This is a genomic window from Vibrio sp. D431a, assembly GCF_030248655.1.
Taxonomy (GTDB): Bacteria; Pseudomonadota; Gammaproteobacteria; order Enterobacterales; family Vibrionaceae; genus Vibrio; species Vibrio alginolyticus.
The window spans coordinates 48,447-63,661 of record NZ_JAHGAP010000025.1 but is presented as its reverse complement, the minus strand read 5'-3'; the positions used below and the strand labels follow the sequence as shown (position 1 = coordinate 63,661).

At 42.7% G+C, this 15,215-nt stretch carries 25 protein-coding genes; 4 read left to right on the top strand and 21 right to left on the bottom strand.

Translation table 11 applies throughout. The features are described 5' to 3' along the window. Positions 1–16: 16 nt before the first annotated feature. The 6 genes from KJB35_RS20600 to KJB35_RS20575 all read right to left on the bottom strand — a co-directional run bounded on the left by KJB35_RS20600 (position 17) and on the right by KJB35_RS20575 (position 4,535). Entirely contained in the window at positions 17–724 is a 708-nt protein-coding gene (locus tag KJB35_RS20600) for a hypothetical protein (RefSeq protein ID WP_285469685.1), read from the bottom strand. Between the two features lie 783 nt (positions 725–1,507). Further along, positions 1,508–1,900 carry a hypothetical protein gene (locus KJB35_RS20595; RefSeq protein ID WP_285469684.1) on the bottom strand — a complete coding sequence of 131 codons (393 nt, stop codon included), beginning with the start codon at positions 1,898–1,900 and terminating at the stop codon, positions 1,508–1,510. Positions 1,901–1,929: 29 nt separating this feature from the next. Beyond that, the gene (locus tag KJB35_RS20590) at positions 1,930–2,205 is read right to left on the bottom strand and encodes a hypothetical protein (protein ID WP_285469683.1); all 276 of its coding nucleotides are present in this window, start codon (positions 2,203–2,205) and stop codon (positions 1,930–1,932) included. Positions 2,206–2,415: 210 nt separating this feature from the next. Beyond that, entirely contained in the window at positions 2,416–3,159 is a 744-nt protein-coding gene (locus KJB35_RS20585) for a hypothetical protein (RefSeq protein WP_285469682.1), read from the bottom strand. Between the two features lie 213 nt (positions 3,160–3,372). Then, positions 3,373–3,678, bottom strand: a complete 306-nt coding sequence (locus KJB35_RS20580; protein WP_285469680.1) for a hypothetical protein — start codon at positions 3,676–3,678, stop codon at positions 3,373–3,375. A gap of 152 nt (positions 3,679–3,830) precedes the next feature. Continuing rightward, positions 3,831–4,535 carry a hypothetical protein gene (locus KJB35_RS20575; RefSeq protein ID WP_285469679.1) on the bottom strand — a complete coding sequence of 235 codons (705 nt, stop codon included), beginning with the start codon at positions 4,533–4,535 and terminating at the stop codon, positions 3,831–3,833. A gap of 240 nt (positions 4,536–4,775) precedes the next feature. Between KJB35_RS20575 and KJB35_RS20570 the strand changes: the two genes are divergently transcribed. Next, on the top strand, positions 4,776–5,243 hold the full coding sequence (locus KJB35_RS20570; RefSeq protein WP_285469678.1) for a hypothetical protein: 468 nt from the start codon (positions 4,776–4,778) through the stop codon (positions 5,241–5,243). 79 nt (positions 5,244–5,322) lie between these two features. Here the strand turns inward: KJB35_RS20570 and KJB35_RS20565 are convergent, their stop codons facing one another. Next, positions 5,323–5,637 (bottom strand): hypothetical protein, encoded by a 315-nt coding sequence (locus KJB35_RS20565; protein WP_285469677.1) that lies wholly within the window; start codon positions 5,635–5,637, stop codon positions 5,323–5,325. 240 nt (positions 5,638–5,877) lie between these two features. On the opposite strand from KJB35_RS20565, the gene KJB35_RS20560 reads away from it, so the two are divergent. Further along, the gene (locus KJB35_RS20560) at positions 5,878–6,120 is read left to right on the top strand and encodes a hypothetical protein (RefSeq protein ID WP_285469676.1); all 243 of its coding nucleotides are present in this window, start codon (positions 5,878–5,880) and stop codon (positions 6,118–6,120) included. Positions 6,121–6,235: 115 nt separating this feature from the next. Here the strand turns inward: KJB35_RS20560 and KJB35_RS20555 are convergent, their stop codons facing one another. From KJB35_RS20555 to KJB35_RS20510, 10 genes are all read right to left on the bottom strand, one after another. Continuing rightward, positions 6,236–6,733 (bottom strand): hypothetical protein, encoded by a 498-nt coding sequence (locus tag KJB35_RS20555; RefSeq protein WP_285469675.1) that lies wholly within the window; start codon positions 6,731–6,733, stop codon positions 6,236–6,238. A gap of 5 nt (positions 6,734–6,738) precedes the next feature. Then, positions 6,739–7,083 (bottom strand): hypothetical protein, encoded by a 345-nt coding sequence (locus tag KJB35_RS20550; protein WP_285469674.1) that lies wholly within the window; start codon positions 7,081–7,083, stop codon positions 6,739–6,741. Between the two features lie 248 nt (positions 7,084–7,331). Beyond that, positions 7,332–7,556, bottom strand: coding sequence for a hypothetical protein (locus KJB35_RS20545; protein ID WP_285469673.1), 225 nt, complete (start codon positions 7,554–7,556; stop codon positions 7,332–7,334). 6 nt (positions 7,557–7,562) lie between these two features. Next, positions 7,563–8,021, bottom strand: a complete 459-nt coding sequence (locus tag KJB35_RS20540) for a hypothetical protein (RefSeq protein WP_285469672.1) — start codon at positions 8,019–8,021, stop codon at positions 7,563–7,565. A gap of 21 nt (positions 8,022–8,042) precedes the next feature. After that, positions 8,043–8,237 (bottom strand): hypothetical protein, encoded by a 195-nt coding sequence (locus tag KJB35_RS20535; RefSeq protein ID WP_285469671.1) that lies wholly within the window; start codon positions 8,235–8,237, stop codon positions 8,043–8,045. Positions 8,238–8,268: 31 nt separating this feature from the next. Beyond that, the gene (locus KJB35_RS20530; protein WP_285469670.1) at positions 8,269–8,637 is read right to left on the bottom strand and encodes a hypothetical protein; all 369 of its coding nucleotides are present in this window, start codon (positions 8,635–8,637) and stop codon (positions 8,269–8,271) included. Between the two features lie 260 nt (positions 8,638–8,897). Continuing rightward, positions 8,898–9,371, bottom strand: coding sequence for a hypothetical protein (locus KJB35_RS20525; protein WP_285469669.1), 474 nt, complete (start codon positions 9,369–9,371; stop codon positions 8,898–8,900). A gap of 117 nt (positions 9,372–9,488) precedes the next feature. After that, entirely contained in the window at positions 9,489–10,160 is a 672-nt protein-coding gene (locus KJB35_RS20520; protein ID WP_285469668.1) for a hypothetical protein, read from the bottom strand. Between the two features lie 244 nt (positions 10,161–10,404). Then, positions 10,405–10,683 (bottom strand): hypothetical protein, encoded by a 279-nt coding sequence (locus tag KJB35_RS20515; protein ID WP_285469667.1) that lies wholly within the window; start codon positions 10,681–10,683, stop codon positions 10,405–10,407. A gap of 15 nt (positions 10,684–10,698) precedes the next feature. After that, complete coding sequence (locus tag KJB35_RS20510) at positions 10,699–11,055, bottom strand: hypothetical protein (protein WP_285469666.1); 357 nt, start codon at positions 11,053–11,055, stop codon at positions 10,699–10,701. Between the two features lie 222 nt (positions 11,056–11,277). Here KJB35_RS20510 and KJB35_RS20505 point away from each other — a divergent pair, with 222 nt between their 5' ends. Continuing rightward, complete coding sequence (locus tag KJB35_RS20505) at positions 11,278–11,838, top strand: hypothetical protein (RefSeq protein ID WP_285469665.1); 561 nt, start codon at positions 11,278–11,280, stop codon at positions 11,836–11,838. A 240-nt stretch (positions 11,839–12,078) separates the two neighbouring features. Continuing rightward, positions 12,079–13,167 (top strand): hypothetical protein, encoded by a 1,089-nt coding sequence (locus tag KJB35_RS20500; protein WP_285469664.1) that lies wholly within the window; start codon positions 12,079–12,081, stop codon positions 13,165–13,167. A gap of 137 nt (positions 13,168–13,304) precedes the next feature. Here the strand turns inward: KJB35_RS20500 and KJB35_RS20495 are convergent, their stop codons facing one another. From KJB35_RS20495 to KJB35_RS20480, 4 genes are all read right to left on the bottom strand, one after another. Continuing rightward, complete coding sequence (locus KJB35_RS20495; protein ID WP_285469663.1) at positions 13,305–14,117, bottom strand: hypothetical protein; 813 nt, start codon at positions 14,115–14,117, stop codon at positions 13,305–13,307. A 152-nt stretch (positions 14,118–14,269) separates the two neighbouring features. Next, positions 14,270–14,638, bottom strand: a complete 369-nt coding sequence (locus KJB35_RS20490) for a hypothetical protein (protein WP_285469662.1) — start codon at positions 14,636–14,638, stop codon at positions 14,270–14,272. A gap of 42 nt (positions 14,639–14,680) precedes the next feature. Then, positions 14,681–14,803, bottom strand: coding sequence for a hypothetical protein (locus tag KJB35_RS20485; RefSeq protein ID WP_285469661.1), 123 nt, complete (start codon positions 14,801–14,803; stop codon positions 14,681–14,683). 120 nt (positions 14,804–14,923) lie between these two features. Further along, positions 14,924–15,082 (bottom strand): hypothetical protein, encoded by a 159-nt coding sequence (locus KJB35_RS20480; protein ID WP_285469660.1) that lies wholly within the window; start codon positions 15,080–15,082, stop codon positions 14,924–14,926. Between the last annotated feature and the right edge of the window lie 133 nt (positions 15,083–15,215).

Here is a 15,215-nt window from a genome sequence, read left to right as displayed (position 1 = left end):
GTTGGGCTAGTTACAGTTACGCTTGTTTGTGCGCTGCTAGAAGCTCTGTGATGAGCTCATCAATTGATACGCCGCGTTGAATTGTTCTTAATAGTGCAGGGCAAGAGCGCTCAAGCGTTTCGTTCAGCTTCTCTTCAATGAACTTACGACCTTCTTTGGTTGATAGCCATTCTCTTAAACGGGTCACTTGAATAAACTTATCTGTTTTCTGGCGGATTGGTTTACCAAACAGAGGGGAAGTCTCGACAGTACCAGTATTAAGAACGCCAGACTCATTGTAAATAACCAGTGCACCTTCTTTGACCTTGGAGTCATTGTCGTATCGGTTACGAGGTAGGTTGCTTGATGGTTCCCATAGCTTTTCTGGAAGTGATTCAAACGCCTCTCGCGGTAAAACGATACTGACTTCGTCCATTTCAGGAAAGAAGCACATAGCGGTTAATGAAGAGCCATGCTCATTGCTGTACTTAGCAAATGAATGCTTCACTTCATCCTTGCCTTTGCGATTCGTTAGGACATAGTAAGATTCATTACGAGCTAACTTGAAATGGATTAACTCACCGAAGAACTCTTCAATACTAACTTCTGAGAAAGTAGGTTTTAAAGTGCCGTCCTCACATTGCGTTGCAGATCCGTGAAAACCTGTTAGGTGTGCAAGTTGATGGAAGACGTCCTCTGGAAGACTTGTTAGGGCGCGAGTAGAAGTAGAGTTGAAGTTGCGCATATTCTTTGACTCCTTAACCTGTTAGGTAATGGGTTACCAACCCGAATTGTCGGGGAGACCACCTCCCTGACTACGAGAAGTATAGTACCACAGCCACTTGGCATTGCAACGCCAAATAGCCATTTGTCATCAAATTTATGTTCGCTTAGAAAGCTGTCAACTACAAAAGGGGTAGCCTTATTAACCACCCTTATTACTCCTTAATGATGCGTTCACGAAGGACTTAATAATGAGGGATATTCGGATTAATGTGTAGCTCAGTAGAGTCAGGCATTAGATTCGCTATTACCTGAATCAGAGTTCTTTCCGTTACATATTGTTGAATTATACCTCTATGCCTTTTTCGGCAAGTCTTGTTGATAGTCTCTCTCTGATAGCCATAATTGCATTTTTCTTTTCGATTTTAATGCTACCTTCACCGTTGCACGTCTTACATACGCATCCTGAAATAGGTGAAACTTTAGAGCCCTTACAGAGTGGACATTGAGTGATTTGTTCTTGATTCATAGCTACCTCAAGTGTTTCCGTCCTAGGTTCGTGACCAATTGGGAATCCAACCGCATCAAGCTCTTCAAATTAGACACATGTTCACTGGTTGGTTTCACGCTCAACCTTGTAGGCGGTAACAAAGAAATTTGCTAGGTGAGTGCGTTTGCCTTTAGGGTCGGCAAACTTGGTTCTTTTTAAGGTCAAATTTCATACCCACCTGAACATCTTTAGCTTGTACCGTTCTTTCCGTTAATAGGTTGGCTTATCGGATACCCATAAAAAATGAGAGAGTGTCTAATTAGTCTCTACAAGCTTCTTGAAATCTTCTGCATACCCTTGAGCCACAAGCTCACAAATCGCTGCCCCGACATGCTCCCTCTCAATCTTTTTAACAAATGAAGGGTACTTGTGCGATTCGCACTCACCTTTGTCCACTGCTTTAATGAGCGCTCTTTGTCGGTCTTCAATCACCATACATAAAATTCCTGCTGTCTGTTCGTTTAGCCAGCCAAATTGCGAAACTGTTATAGGCATAATGCCTTTAAGCAGCGCTATGTTCTTTTTGGTTAAGTTGCTGATGATCCACATAGCCCAGTTTTGGGTTTCAATGCTATCTATTTCAACCCAACATTTAGTACGGAACTTCCACTCATGCTTAGGTGTAACTGGTAGTGATGCGTTGCTCATCGTTTGCTCTCCTGTCTTTCCGTTGCTTTTTAAGAGTGTTGTTTTAGAGTGAGTAAACGCCCTTTTCCGAACAGTGATTCAACCGTTTGGTTAGCCATCCCTACTCCACCAAATGCTATAAACTGAATCGGGTGAGAATCTGCCGATTTACTATCATGAATGACCATCAAAACTGGTTTGTATTTTCTAGCTGCCACACGCTCTGTTCTCGACCAACTACGAGCGCAGTGAATGTGTTGAATGCAAGCAACATGGATACCTTGCTCATGGTTTGTTCTCGTTACATTTAATTCAGTAGTTGCCATAAGTTGTTTCCTGTCTTTCCGTTGTGGTTTAATTCGTAAATCATAGTCGGGGAGAACCACCTCCCTGACCACGAGAGATATATTACCACAGCCACTTGGCATTGCAACACCAAACAGCCATTTATCATCAAATTTATGTTCGCTTAGAAAGCAATCAATAATAAAAAGAGCAGCCTTATGAGCTGCCCCTTTCTTGCTCCACTGTAGGCATTAAGAGAAGTAGTTAATGGTCTTAGAGCTAGGGCATTCAACCTTCTCAAGCTCTTTAAGCATTTCATTGCCATCTTCGCACAGGACTTTTTTAAGCTCTTTAACGATGCGTTGGCGACGGACATCATAATGAGTTAGTTTAGCTGCTGCTTTTTTAGCTTGAAGTTGTTTGATTTGAATATCAATCAGATCAATCTCTTCTTCGCTCTCGGTGACAACCTTAGATTCACCTTCTGTAAGCACACCTGACAACCACTCCTCGTTAACAGATTGCTCAACAACCAGTTTTGACATCGAGTTTTTGAACTCGGTGTTGTTTTTCTCAATTGCACTCTTTAGAACATCGTTCATGTGAGCCAGTGCTTTTGCAATATCACTTTCTTTGCGTTGTTCAGCTTCTTCGTTGAACGTCTTTAGAAGCTTGTCATAGTGCTTCTGGCGGTTGTTCTGTTGAACACCACGGAAGTTTACTTCGAACTGGAAAGAGTCTCTGTGGACTGTTGTAATCTCCACGAAGTGTTTCATTAGAGACTTGTCACCGTTATCGGTTAAAGTGCCGATGATGCAGTCAGCTGCTTCTGGGTTTAGTTTTGCGTCAAGCCCGTAGTTTGCGTAACCATACAGGTTTTCTACTGATGCTGGTGGGAGACGGAATTTTAACTCTAGATCATCTAGTGTAAGCTCACGATTTAGCTTGATTAGTTTTAGGTTGTCGATAGTTGTAGTGATTGAAACAATAGACATAATTCTGATTCCTTAACCTGTATGTGATGGGTTACCAACCCTATTTCAGTCTGAGAGAACCACCTCCCTGACCACGAGAGATATAATACCACAACCACTTGGTATTGCAACACCAACCACTCTTTTCTTGTGATTTATTTCTATCTTGCTTAAGCAATAATCAAAAAAAGCCCCCTATTGGGAGCTTTAGCATGAGAGTTACTCTTCACAGCACTACATTTTGTCGTACATGATTTTATATCGTGGCTTAACGCCTCTAAAGTCAATTTCAAAAACCTCAGATTCGATAATTTGACGGTCGAACCGGAATGTTTGTTCGAGATTGAATAGTGTTGCGAAGGTGTACGCCGTGTAATGACTAGGCGAACGCATTTCGCCTGCCCAACCTCTCTGCACCAATGCCATTTCTGACTTGAAGGTAACAAGTATAAGGGTAATGGCAATTGTTAGATGACGAAGTAGAACTAGGAATATAATGCCAACGCCGACGAATAATAAACCTTTTAGAGTGAGCTCCATACAATCCTCTTAGTTTGAAGAAAAGTGTTAAGGGCGCTTTACGCCCTTATAAAGGTAGTTAGGATGCTGTTTGCTTCAGTTATACCCACTTATGTCTTTACCAGACGAACAGGGTGAACCTTTGGTTAAATTCACCCTGTTGTGAACCGTTCTTAGTTGTTCTTGTAATGAGCTAGAACACTGCCGTCCATGTCCATTACTTTAACCCAATTTGCTTTAGTGATAACAGCTTCACCTGCCGCTACACGGTCAACATTAGATGCAATTACTTCTTCAATTTTAGTAGTCGCTTGACCGTTTTTATCCATAGTAAGAACTAGAACTTGGATAAGACCTTCCTCTTGGTTCACTTCTTTGTCTTCTGCTTTCTCAGCGAGAACAGGAGCCATAATAGTACCGTCTACATCTGTACCAAATTTAGTTTCTAGGTCTTCAAGCGTGTAGTACAGGGCGTCGAACAGTTCTTTAAGTTGATCTTCGAACTGCTCTTGCATCTCATCAAGTTCGCTTCCTAGGCGCTGCTCATCCGCTTCTGCATCAGCATATTCATCATCAGTTTCATTAACAGATTTCAGAGTGAATTTAGCATCATTGTGAGCGTCTTTTTGCTCAATAAGTTTGCGGCCAAGCTTCAGGCTAGCTTCAGTCAGGCCAATTAGATTATATCCATCTGCTAGGTCTTGCTCTTCCTTAGAAAGGCGTACGTTTGTTGATAGGTTTTGTAGCTTATCAAGGATATTAGCTAGAGCACTGATTTGCTTTTCACTTGGAACCTCAGACGCCCATGGCATTACTTTAGCGTTTAGTTCTGTACGAGTGTTGTCGATTGCTTGTGCTAGTTTGCTTTGTTGAAACATGAATTTGATTCCTTAACCTGTATGATAGTAAATGGGTTACCAACCCGAGTCAGTCGGGAGACCACCTCCCTGACCACGAGAGATATAATACCACAACCACTTGGCATTGCAACAGCAAATTCAATTAATATTGCATTATTTTTAATTAAAACTCTTGAGGTGTTTTTTCTAACTTATTGTTTCATGTAGAATCACCGCTAAAGGTGGTGGCTTTGCCTCCATAAACAAGGATTGACGATCATGGCGAAATTTAACCAAGACGACTTAGATGCAGCGAACAGGTTTCTTGCAAATAGAACACGCATCTTCGATCGTAAGGGGGCTTCACAGCCAACTAGGCAAAAGACCAAAAAGCTCAAGGAGCTCTCTAAGCAGGCTCTTTTTATGGCAGAGTACCTTCAGGAAAATAGAGATTGTTCATCATGGGACTTTTCTGCTGACTTGGCTTTTGCAAAGAGGTTTTGTTCTGCTGATTTAGTTCATTTAATTGAAGATGCATTGAAGCCTGTGAATGCAGGAGGGTTGATTGTCCATGCGTGGGAAATTGGTTGGAAAACGCCCGTAACAGATCGCCGTTTGAAGGCGCTACGAGAGCTGGTGGCGCATGGACATGTTGAAGCATCATGGGATGGCTTAGGTGATGGAGCTATGAACCAATTCGGGCGCTCACGTGTTAGAAACTACGCTCTGGTGTCTATGCCAGTCTGACACGCATTCCGCAGGCTTTAGGTATGTTACGGCTTCATGTGAACCCAGTACGTTAACTGGGTTCGATTTTAAAGAGCTATTAGACAAACTTAGCCATTACACCAAATTCATCAATGACCTTACTCTTAAACTCTTGGGTGGCTTTAAGTAGTTCGTGAGGGCGAACAGTACTCATAAGTGTTGAACGTCCATGCTTGATGTAATTTGCTACAGAGCCACACTCCTTGATACTCTTGCCGTCAGACTCAGAGCAATAATGCCAGTCATCTGTTGGTGACTTACGGGCGAGAACAAACGTACCGATAGAGAAGAGTTGGCTGATGTTGGTGAAAAGTTCACAGACGATTTTTACTTCACTGCCATCATTGCGCTTTAATAGTGTTTCTGATTTCATTGATTGTGTTTCCTAACCTGTTTGGTCACAAGGAGAACCACCTCCAGACCATTGCGAACATTCTACCATAGCTGCTTGGCATTGCAACACCAATAAGCATTTGTTGTCATGTTACTCGTGGTTACTCACATACTCTATTTTCTAGTCTAATTTATTGTTTTCAAATAGAGAGTATGTCTAGATTGCTTCGCCCTGCCACTCTATAATTCACGCTAAGAATCAAATTGATGGGTTAGGTATATGTCGGTATTAGATGCGCTTAAAGTGGCTTTCAGCTACATGCCAGAAGAACACGAAATTACAGAAATTGCATACGGTGAAGCCGCTGACAAAATCAAAGCAGAACTGAAGCTTGTGACTGACACTTTAATTGCTCAGGGTTGCGATCCAGTGAAGCTACGTGAAGAGCAAAATGCGACTACTGAAGGGGGCGAGCCAAGCCCTTTTATGAAAGAGCTGAGGAAGCACCTTGGTAAAGGCTGAAGTTGTAAATACGAACGGTAAGGGCGCTACGGTGTCTTTTTTCTTTTTAGGGGTGTGCGCATGTAAAGACGCCCCGCTAAAGTAGCGAGGCAGTGTCGGATGTGATACTAAAGGTTTAATTCTGTCGGATGTATACGCCTTGGTAGAACTGGAACTTGTCTGGGTTATTGAAATACGTGCCGTTTGCTTTTGCGCGAGTCATGTACTTATGCCCCTGAAGATAACGCTCTGGTTTGTTATGAAACTCCGAAAGAATGCTGAGGCGTAATTCTTTTGTAATTGAGTGTTTGGGCTCAATGCTGCTTAGGTAGAAGTTACCATCCTCACCCCTGTGTTCCTTTTCACTTTGCTTTAGGCTAGCCTCAATGGACTCCAGAGGCTCACCAAGCCCAAACTCTTCTCTGATTGAATAATTCATATCAGGAAGATCTACTATACCGAACTGAAGTTGTTTCGGATCAGAAAGCTCAATGACTTCAAAACTTGCTTCTGGATCTAAAATCTCACATTGCTTTGCAAGGGACACAATAGCCTGTTTATTAGGGGAGGCTATTAGGTATTCAGTGATGTCACTTTCCATAAATGTGTTAATTCTGGCTTCTAGTGCAAACATTTTTCTTAACCTTTTTGGTTACCTTGTTGTTCTTGCTGTTTTAGTTTACGTGCTTCTTTCTGGGCTAAACGTCGAGCAATAATTCGTTTACGTGCAGCTTCAGGGGTAAAGTAATCATCGTTGATTTGGATACCTAGTTTCAGGCGATGATTTAAATCAAGTTCGAATGGAGTTGAGCGAACCCACTCACGATTGATAGGAGCGAAACACTGTTCACACGCACGCTTATAACGACGGTCAAACCTGCGGCTAAGCTTATCAAGCAGGCGGTAAGCTCGTTCTAATCCAATGCGTGCCACAAAGTCTGAGGCTTCTTTCTCAGATGGATAAAGCTCAGTAGATACAGTCATTATTCAAATCTCCTTCCTAACCTGATTATGGTGCTTTATTGTTAGATGATTCAAAGGCATCTAATTTAGTCTGGGAGAACCACTCCCTGATCACGAGAGATATAATACCACACTCACTTGGCATTGCAACACCAAACAAGTACTTTGTGTTATATCTCTTAAAACAAAACCACCAGCAAATGCTGGTGGTCTGTTGGTTTCAAACTCAAGTATTCAAGTTAGGGGCGATATATCTCTCAATACCGTCGTTATTCCTTGTGCATCATGTCAAAGGCTGTTCTCTCATCAACCTCAGCGAGCTCAGGTGAAAGCGCCATGATTGCATTGTACGCCAATGCTCTCATTTTATGGCTTTCGTTGAAGTATCTCATCTCGGTTAAAACCTTGAGACACTCAGATACCTGCTCATTTGTTACGTCCGGAACTTCTGCTTTCGGCACGTACTCAACCCCATCCACTATGATAGTTGGCACTGTATATCAACCCTCGGTGCTTTCTAGCTCAGTTTGATACTGGTGGATCGTTAGTGCTAGGGCGTTTAGGAAGGTGAGAGCCTTATTAACGCTTTTAATGAGTTGTTTCGCGCTCTTGGCATTCTGGACGTTATCGTAAATCACCATGATTGCAGGGTACGATTTGAACTCAAGGTTTTTGAGCTGCGCCAAACATGCCACTTGCTCGCCGACGTACGCATTAGATTCACCTAGATTCTTCAGGCTAGTGAGTAATACAGAACTTGCATACTGAAGCCAGTTCAGGGAATCTTTGGGCTCTAGCAACCCTGATTCCTTAGCGATACCTAAGAAGTCACTGTAGTAAGAATCGATGTATTCTTGCAAAGGGGCTGTAGGGTACTTAGTGGTGTAACCTTTCTCAGGCTTTGCAGTGAAAACGATGAATTCGCCTTTCTCTTCGCGTGTAATGAATTCTGTAGTCATTTTTAGCTTCTCGGTATTTGTTTAAACAACAAGTGGTAACTCACCACGTCGAGCGTTAAATTGTCTTTCTGCCTTGGCTTTGTCGCTGGTTTTATCAGTTGAATCGTCAAACTCACCATTGAGATAACGAGCTACCCAAAATTGACCTTGTTCAATTTCTTCCAATTGCCAGTGATAACCTAGCAATGAAGTTTCTGTCCTAGATAAGATTTTCATGTCTATTTCCTCGAACGCTAGGCGTGATAAATTAATCAAACTTGATGGTGACAACGATAAGGTCGTTTGAAGTCTCTGGTAGCTTGATGTTCATTGAAATACCTTCAGCAAGGGTGTTGAACTCGGCCATAACAACATCTTTTAGGTACTTTAGGCAAGTAGAGTCAAATCTCATGTAAACAAGTTTGTGCTCGAACTCTTTTGTGTTGTCGATGATCAGTTCAGCTTGCTCAGCATTTTCTGGCTTCATCCAGTAGCCTACAGAGTTTGCTACATCTGGGAAGGCTTCGATAAAGTTATACTTCTCGCGTGCATCTCGGAATGATTTGTTTACTGAAGCGATTGCTGTGCCAAGGATGAAAGCAGCTTTATTTGGGAATTGTTCAACAGTGTAGCTCATAATCTTTTCTCTTAACCTGTGTATGATGGGTTACCAACCCGATTTAGTCTGGGAGACCACCTCCCTGACCACGAGAGATATAATACCACAACCACTTGGCATTGCAACACCAAATGGATATAAATTGGTTATTTCGAACTGAATGGCTAATATTTGTTCATATTAGTATTTTCACTAACATAAAAAGCCTGCTTACCTTATTGGCAGACAGGCTCTTAGTTTTAATTGACGTTCCCGCTCAGACTCATCTAGTTAGGGGATTATTCTTCGTTAGTAAAGACGAATCCTTCACACAGAGATAAGATGTCGCTCTTAGTCACTGGGTCAACCTCTGAAACGGTCTCGTAAATCCAATGCTCGATAGTCTCGTTGGTGGTGTCAGAGCCAATGTAGTGAACGATTTGTGCAAAGTTAATTTGGTCACCCTCGGGTTCGCGCTTGTTAACTGCATCCATGAGTCCAGTCAGTAGAGTCTTTCGAGTTTCCTCGCTCCAATTAGATGCCCAGAACTCTTTAATTTCAGACGACAGCTTGTCGATTGCTTCCTTATTGCCACCAGCGACTACATCGACGATGGATGAGAAAGATGACTCAAAGGTATCATCGCCGTATCCTGCAAATGCCAAGATGTGGCACGATTCAAACTCACCTGAGATTTGCTTTGCCAGATCCTGAGCTTCTTCTTGAGTTTTGCTTACGTCAATAGTGAAAGTGCTATCGTTCATTTCTTTCATGAGGTGCATCCCGTGTGGTTGTTGGGTATTTAAGGTATAGACTCTATGACGCCAACACGGGTGCTGGCATCATTGAAATTGTATGTTTGGTGGCTTGTTTGCTTTGGTAGCAAATGATTAGAGGCTGATAGCGTCAATGATTGCGATAAGCTTTTGTGTAGTTAGGCTTCGTTCGCGAGAAAGTAGAGTTAATGAGAAGTTCACGCCGTCGAAAGTGGTGTAAATGCTCTCATTGTTGTTTAGGTTAATGCGAACACCGATACTTGGCTCGCCAGCAGTCATGTTAGTTTCAAAATCCTTAACCACGTCACCAAGGCTTGATTTGATTTCTTCTAACTCAGGGCGCAAAAGCTCAAGGTTTTTCTCAGAGACAACTTTTGTTTTTGCTCTGTGCTCAATAGAGTTTGCTAGGTGATTAAGTAACTCTTCGCGGTATGTATTAAGTTGGTTAACTACTCGGATTTTACTTTCAAGAGTATTGTCCTCGATTGTTAATGTGCGAGTAACGAAAAGTTCTCTTTTGATCTTGTAGTTATCACACTTAACCGTGAAGACGCACTTGTAAAATGATTCCTTACCTTTAGTTTTACTAGGAACGAATTTGATTCGAGCACTCACGTTCATTAGCTCTTCATTACCGTCCTTAGAGTAGACCTTGATTTCACCTAGGTAGCCTTCAGGATCATCTTTGTATCTAGAATTGATAACTTTAAAATCTTCGGAAAACTGACGGAAAATGTAAGATGCTGCGTTACGTAGTGAAAAACCTGCTGAAGCTTTATTTGACATGGGAAACTCTCTTAACCTGTGTGTGTGATGGGTTACCAACCCGATTTCAGTCTGAGAGAACCACCTCCCTGACCACGAGAGATATAGTACCACACTCACTTGGCATTGCAACACCAAATCGTGATGTTTTTCATATTTGTTTTAGGCTTATAAAAAAGCCCAGTTCAACACTGGGCTTATTATGCTTACTGAGTTCGGGGGTGGGGTGATCGACTAGGAACTCGGATTTTACTATCGCTGGTGGTTATTTGAGCGTGCCATCCCAAACACTCAGGCTCGTCGGTGTAGGGTGCTTGCCTTCTTTGTAGCTTTGGTCTGTATAGATGACTTTTAGCGTAGAGCCGTCATTACAGACGATTTCATTATGGTGCTCGTGCGTGTACTGGATCTGATTTGCGTGTACTTTACATAGCTTGGCAAATAGCTCCCCTGCATCAAGGTGTAAATCTTGTTGGTGGATTGATTCACGGATCTTGGCTGCCATACAATTTCTGTAACTGTTTTCTACTTCTCGTTTGTTCATGTTTTCTGTCCTGAGTTAGTAAGGGGTGTGATCCGCATCTTTATCGTGGTCGATTCCACAGTCAGTTGTAATGTGGTTGGTGATAGATGTTGTTTTGTCTCGCATGAAGACTTCACCGCAACACTGGCATTCACCGAAATCAGCATCTGGGATTAGCTCACTTGCTTCTAGAGCGAGCTCTTCGGTATCTCGTAGGCCATTGTTAACCAGACCCATTAGCTCTTCACAAGCCTCAGTGTATGATTGGAAATTGTTGATGAAAACCCCGTTCACTGTCAAAGACAGGTTTTTTTCGTCGTTCGGTTGGATACAAACGTCAGCGCTAGCATCATTTAGGGCATTGATCGCGATTAGCTTTTCAATTTTAAACATTTCTTCTTACCTGTGATTTATTGAGCGGGTTACCAACCCTATTGAGTTTGGGAGAACCACCTCCCTGACTACGAGAGGTATAATATCACAATCACTTGGCATTGCAACACCAAAGCAAAGGTTTATTGCCGATGCTTTGGCAACTGCTTTTAGCTTTGTGTTTATTTAGCTTTCGTTAGTGGGCATAATACGGGTGTTTCTCATTAACCCTGACAAAGCACCATGGATTACAATCAACTCCCAGAGACTCAGCAGAGGATTAAAGACTTGTACCATTACTACGAGTCAAACAAGCCACCAGCTGAGGTACTTGAGCGCTTCAAGGACTCTATTAAGTCTTTAGAGCTTACGTTCCCTTTGTACTGCCCTGAGTCTGACACTCTGAGCGGCATCATCCCTTTGCTATTCACTAGAGCTATTGCACACGATATTTCTTTAGACCCAATAAGCGGGTTCAGTGAGCGTTATTGTTTTGAGAGTGACTTGGATGCAGTTGAGCAGTTGATTGAGTGGCACAAGCGAGGATTCAATGATATGCGTCCTTCGGGATGGGTCGCGGTTCGTAAGATTTCCTCAAGCAAAGTTCTTAGAGAGTCATTTGAGAAGTACTACCGCTCTGATTATGCCCATGAGTTATTGCCTTATGGGAAGAGTGATGATGGCGTTGTAGTTCATGCCTTCATCTTGGACAAGATGGAGGAAATCAGGAGCAAGTTTGGTTACACAGAAAGTGAAGTCAAACACTTGGCTGCTTACTTGAGGCACACAGGTCAGGCTCAATAGATCTCATACAACCATCCATTTTCGGCTTGTTGGTGGGGCTCATACATCAGCAAGCCATCCTTTATCGTCAATTTCATGAAATTGTGGATAACCTCAACTTATACACCGAGTTACTAACAAAATCCGGCAAAGGTCTAAAATTTCTCGGGGGAAGTAAAAAAAGTTATTCACAACACCCTTGTCACCCTCATCTATCCATGTTTGTTTTTTGTCCACCTTGATTAGTATAATTATTAGAAAATGAGCGATTTCGCAAAGAAGCTTAGAGAGAGCATCAGACTCATAAAGCATGAGTGGAACTACTACGATATTCAGCGAGCGATTCTTGATGTCATTCAGGACGAGGACTTTAAAGTTCTAGATGGGATTCCATCAGATGAGATATTGGTTTGTCCTGAGGGCACTGCTAGTCCAGAGACGATTGATTCAATGTTGAGAAGTTCTCATGGGTTTGATGGGATAAAAGAGAAAGAGCGTCAGGTTATTCTTGATGCGGTAAATGGATTTGTAACAAAGCCGCGAGCCATATGCGTTGATTTAGCCGATGAGAAGATATTGGTTGTTTCCTGCGTCTCCAAGTCCAAGGTTGAACAGATGATGATGTTCAGGGAAAAGGGTAAGCAGTTCAATCGTGTTATTGAAGGGGATGATCTCTACGGTTCGAGCTCTCTATCTAGTACGGTCTCTAAGTTTTATGAAGCAGCAGTAAGGTCGGGAGATGCAGAGCGTCGCGAGCTTGCCCAAAACTTCAAGATGTTTGAGCATGATGTTCAGAATCTGCGAGATAGGCGCTTAGAAGATTACCCTGAGCTCTCTGGTGATTTCTGGGACGACTTGGAAACCTTATATAGGTACACCGATAACTTTGAAGAGTTTAATGCTCTGGTGGCGGGGACAAATACTCACAATCTTAGGGATAGGCATCTAACTCGATTAGGTAGGGCAACTCTTGGTTTGAAAGATAACCACACTGAAGATGATCTGTGTTCAGGCACTATGTATAGAGCTGTACCTTTGAATGTGACCGAGATTGAAGCAGGGGACTGGGTAGCGGTTGATGAGTCGTACGCCATAGACCACATGAGAGGTTTGGAAGGTAACGGAGAGAAGAGCCATGTTATATCAGCTGAGTCCGGCGATAACGGTATGGTTATGGTTACAGACGGCAATGAGTACACATACGTCCCTGAGGGCTTGTGGGGCGGCGCAGCGAACTTGAAAGAGGTTTGGTCAGAGATGAACGTCGAGAACAAGCCAGAGCGTTATCCAAGCGTTGAGTCGATGTACGAGAATAAGCTTAAAGCTTCAGGTTCTAAGCTCGTGCTTTAATGTTGAGACCACAGGCTTAGAAGAAAAGGCGAGCAAATGCTCGTCTTTTTCTCTATAAGTCTGGTGATGCTGGTGGCTGTTGTGATGGGCGCGGCCAAATAAATTGAATTAGCCTTAACTGCCCGACATTAGAGAGCCTAACAGCCTGTGTTTGTGTTTGTCTTTATCTTATTGTGTGAAAACCCAAGAGCGGTTTTGCAATGAGTATTAATGTACTCGTCGAAGTAGTTTCGTGAGTTTTCCGTTGTGCGGTATTTGCCTCGGTGTTTACCAAAGATAAAGGTTTCTAGCTTATCTACACTAGTGCCGCATTCCCGAGCCCATTGGTTCATGAGTTCTACGAAATCCTTATAGGCTTCCACTTTGTGTGCTGTCCTGATATGAGGGAGAAAGTCGGTGATGCTAGAGATGTATCTTTTGGCTTTATTGCACTCTCCTAGGTCTATCAGAAGGGCGCAGAACGCGAACTTTGTCCATTTGTCGAATATTGGGGGGATAGTTGTTGCACCTTCGGCGGCGGCAATGAAAAAGAATAGCTTGGTGAAATACGACTCTCCCAGACCTTTTAACTTACCTTTCCCACTGTCCATGTATTGAAAAGCCTCACCCACCTTGTCGTCAGAAAGTTGCTCTCTGAGGTCTTTGACAATATTCTCGATCACTGATGAATGAAGTCTAAGCAGCGATGTTAGGTTGTCTCCTGTCATTCCACCCGTTGATATCCCACCCCATACCATGACCGCAAAGAATCCCGTATAGTCATCATTACGTTTGAAGTACTCTAGTACATCTTCGCGCCCGATGTAGCTTTCATTTCCGTCAAGGTGGTCTTTGATTATGTTCTGTATGACTGGTTTTTCGAACTTCCTGAAGCTCTGAGTGATCTTAAATTTTTCTTGTTCTGATTTTTGAATACGGTCTAGGTTGTCTTGTAGGTACTGTGGGAGCATATTTAACTAGCCTAACTGATTGATTTGTGAGCGCATGTTAAATAGACCCCGCAAATATATCAACCACACAAATTAAGTATGATTGATAGTTGTGGCGGTGGTATCAGATGTGAGAGAGGTAGTAAGTTTGATGATAGCGATAAGTGCTTTTCTTAGTGCTCGTCGCTAATTCCAATTATGCATTCATTGCACTTGTCTTTGCTCGGGTCAAACTTTGAGAGAGGTTGAACCATTTGCTTTCTGGGTTTCTTGCAATGGGTGCATGTGAACTCAACAGGCTTTTGTTCTGCTTCCTTGGTTGGAATATCACTTAGTTCGACTTGCTTTCTGAAAGTCCATTCATGCTTACAATCGGGGTTGAGGCAGGTTGCAATCTGACGGATTGTATTCATTGGTTTTTCCGAGAACTCGCCGACAAACACACCGCCGTCGTATACGTTCGAGTAGTTCACCAATACTTCTTCTGAAATGATCAGCTTTGATTTTCTACACTTTGGGCATTTAATTAGCTTGTTTGCCATGATGCTCCTACCTGTTAAGAGTCGCGCTTGTTTAGTGTGTGTTTACAGCTTGCCCGAGTTCTTTTGGATTAGCTTGATGCCAATACTCGCACCAATGAAAGTGCCAACAATGATGGACGCAAGAACTGAGATGATGAAAATTGGGTTTGTTATAATTTCAATCATGTTAATCGTCTCCTGATAAATCACGCTCTATCTTAAGTCCAAATAGAAGAGGTCTCAAGATGAACAAATTAGAGTTGTGCCCACCCAAAAAAGGATGGGCACGTTTGGGGTATTAGATGGTTACTTAATTGATTTGGCAATGTGTATCGTTAAAAAGATACCCAGACCCATACCAACAATTACACCAACTAGGATGCCAATCATCATCAGGGTAAAATCTCCTGAATCAACTAGCTCCCCAAGTAACGCAACTAAGAATGCGTCAACACTGTTCGTCATTGACTAATTGCCTCTTTGATGGTGGTTGCGCTACAATAACCATGTCGTTGATGATTGCAGCACACCACTATGGTGAGTGAAATCTCAAGAGCCGAGGGGTTGCCGCCCCTCGTGTTCATGAGGTGCGAAGCGC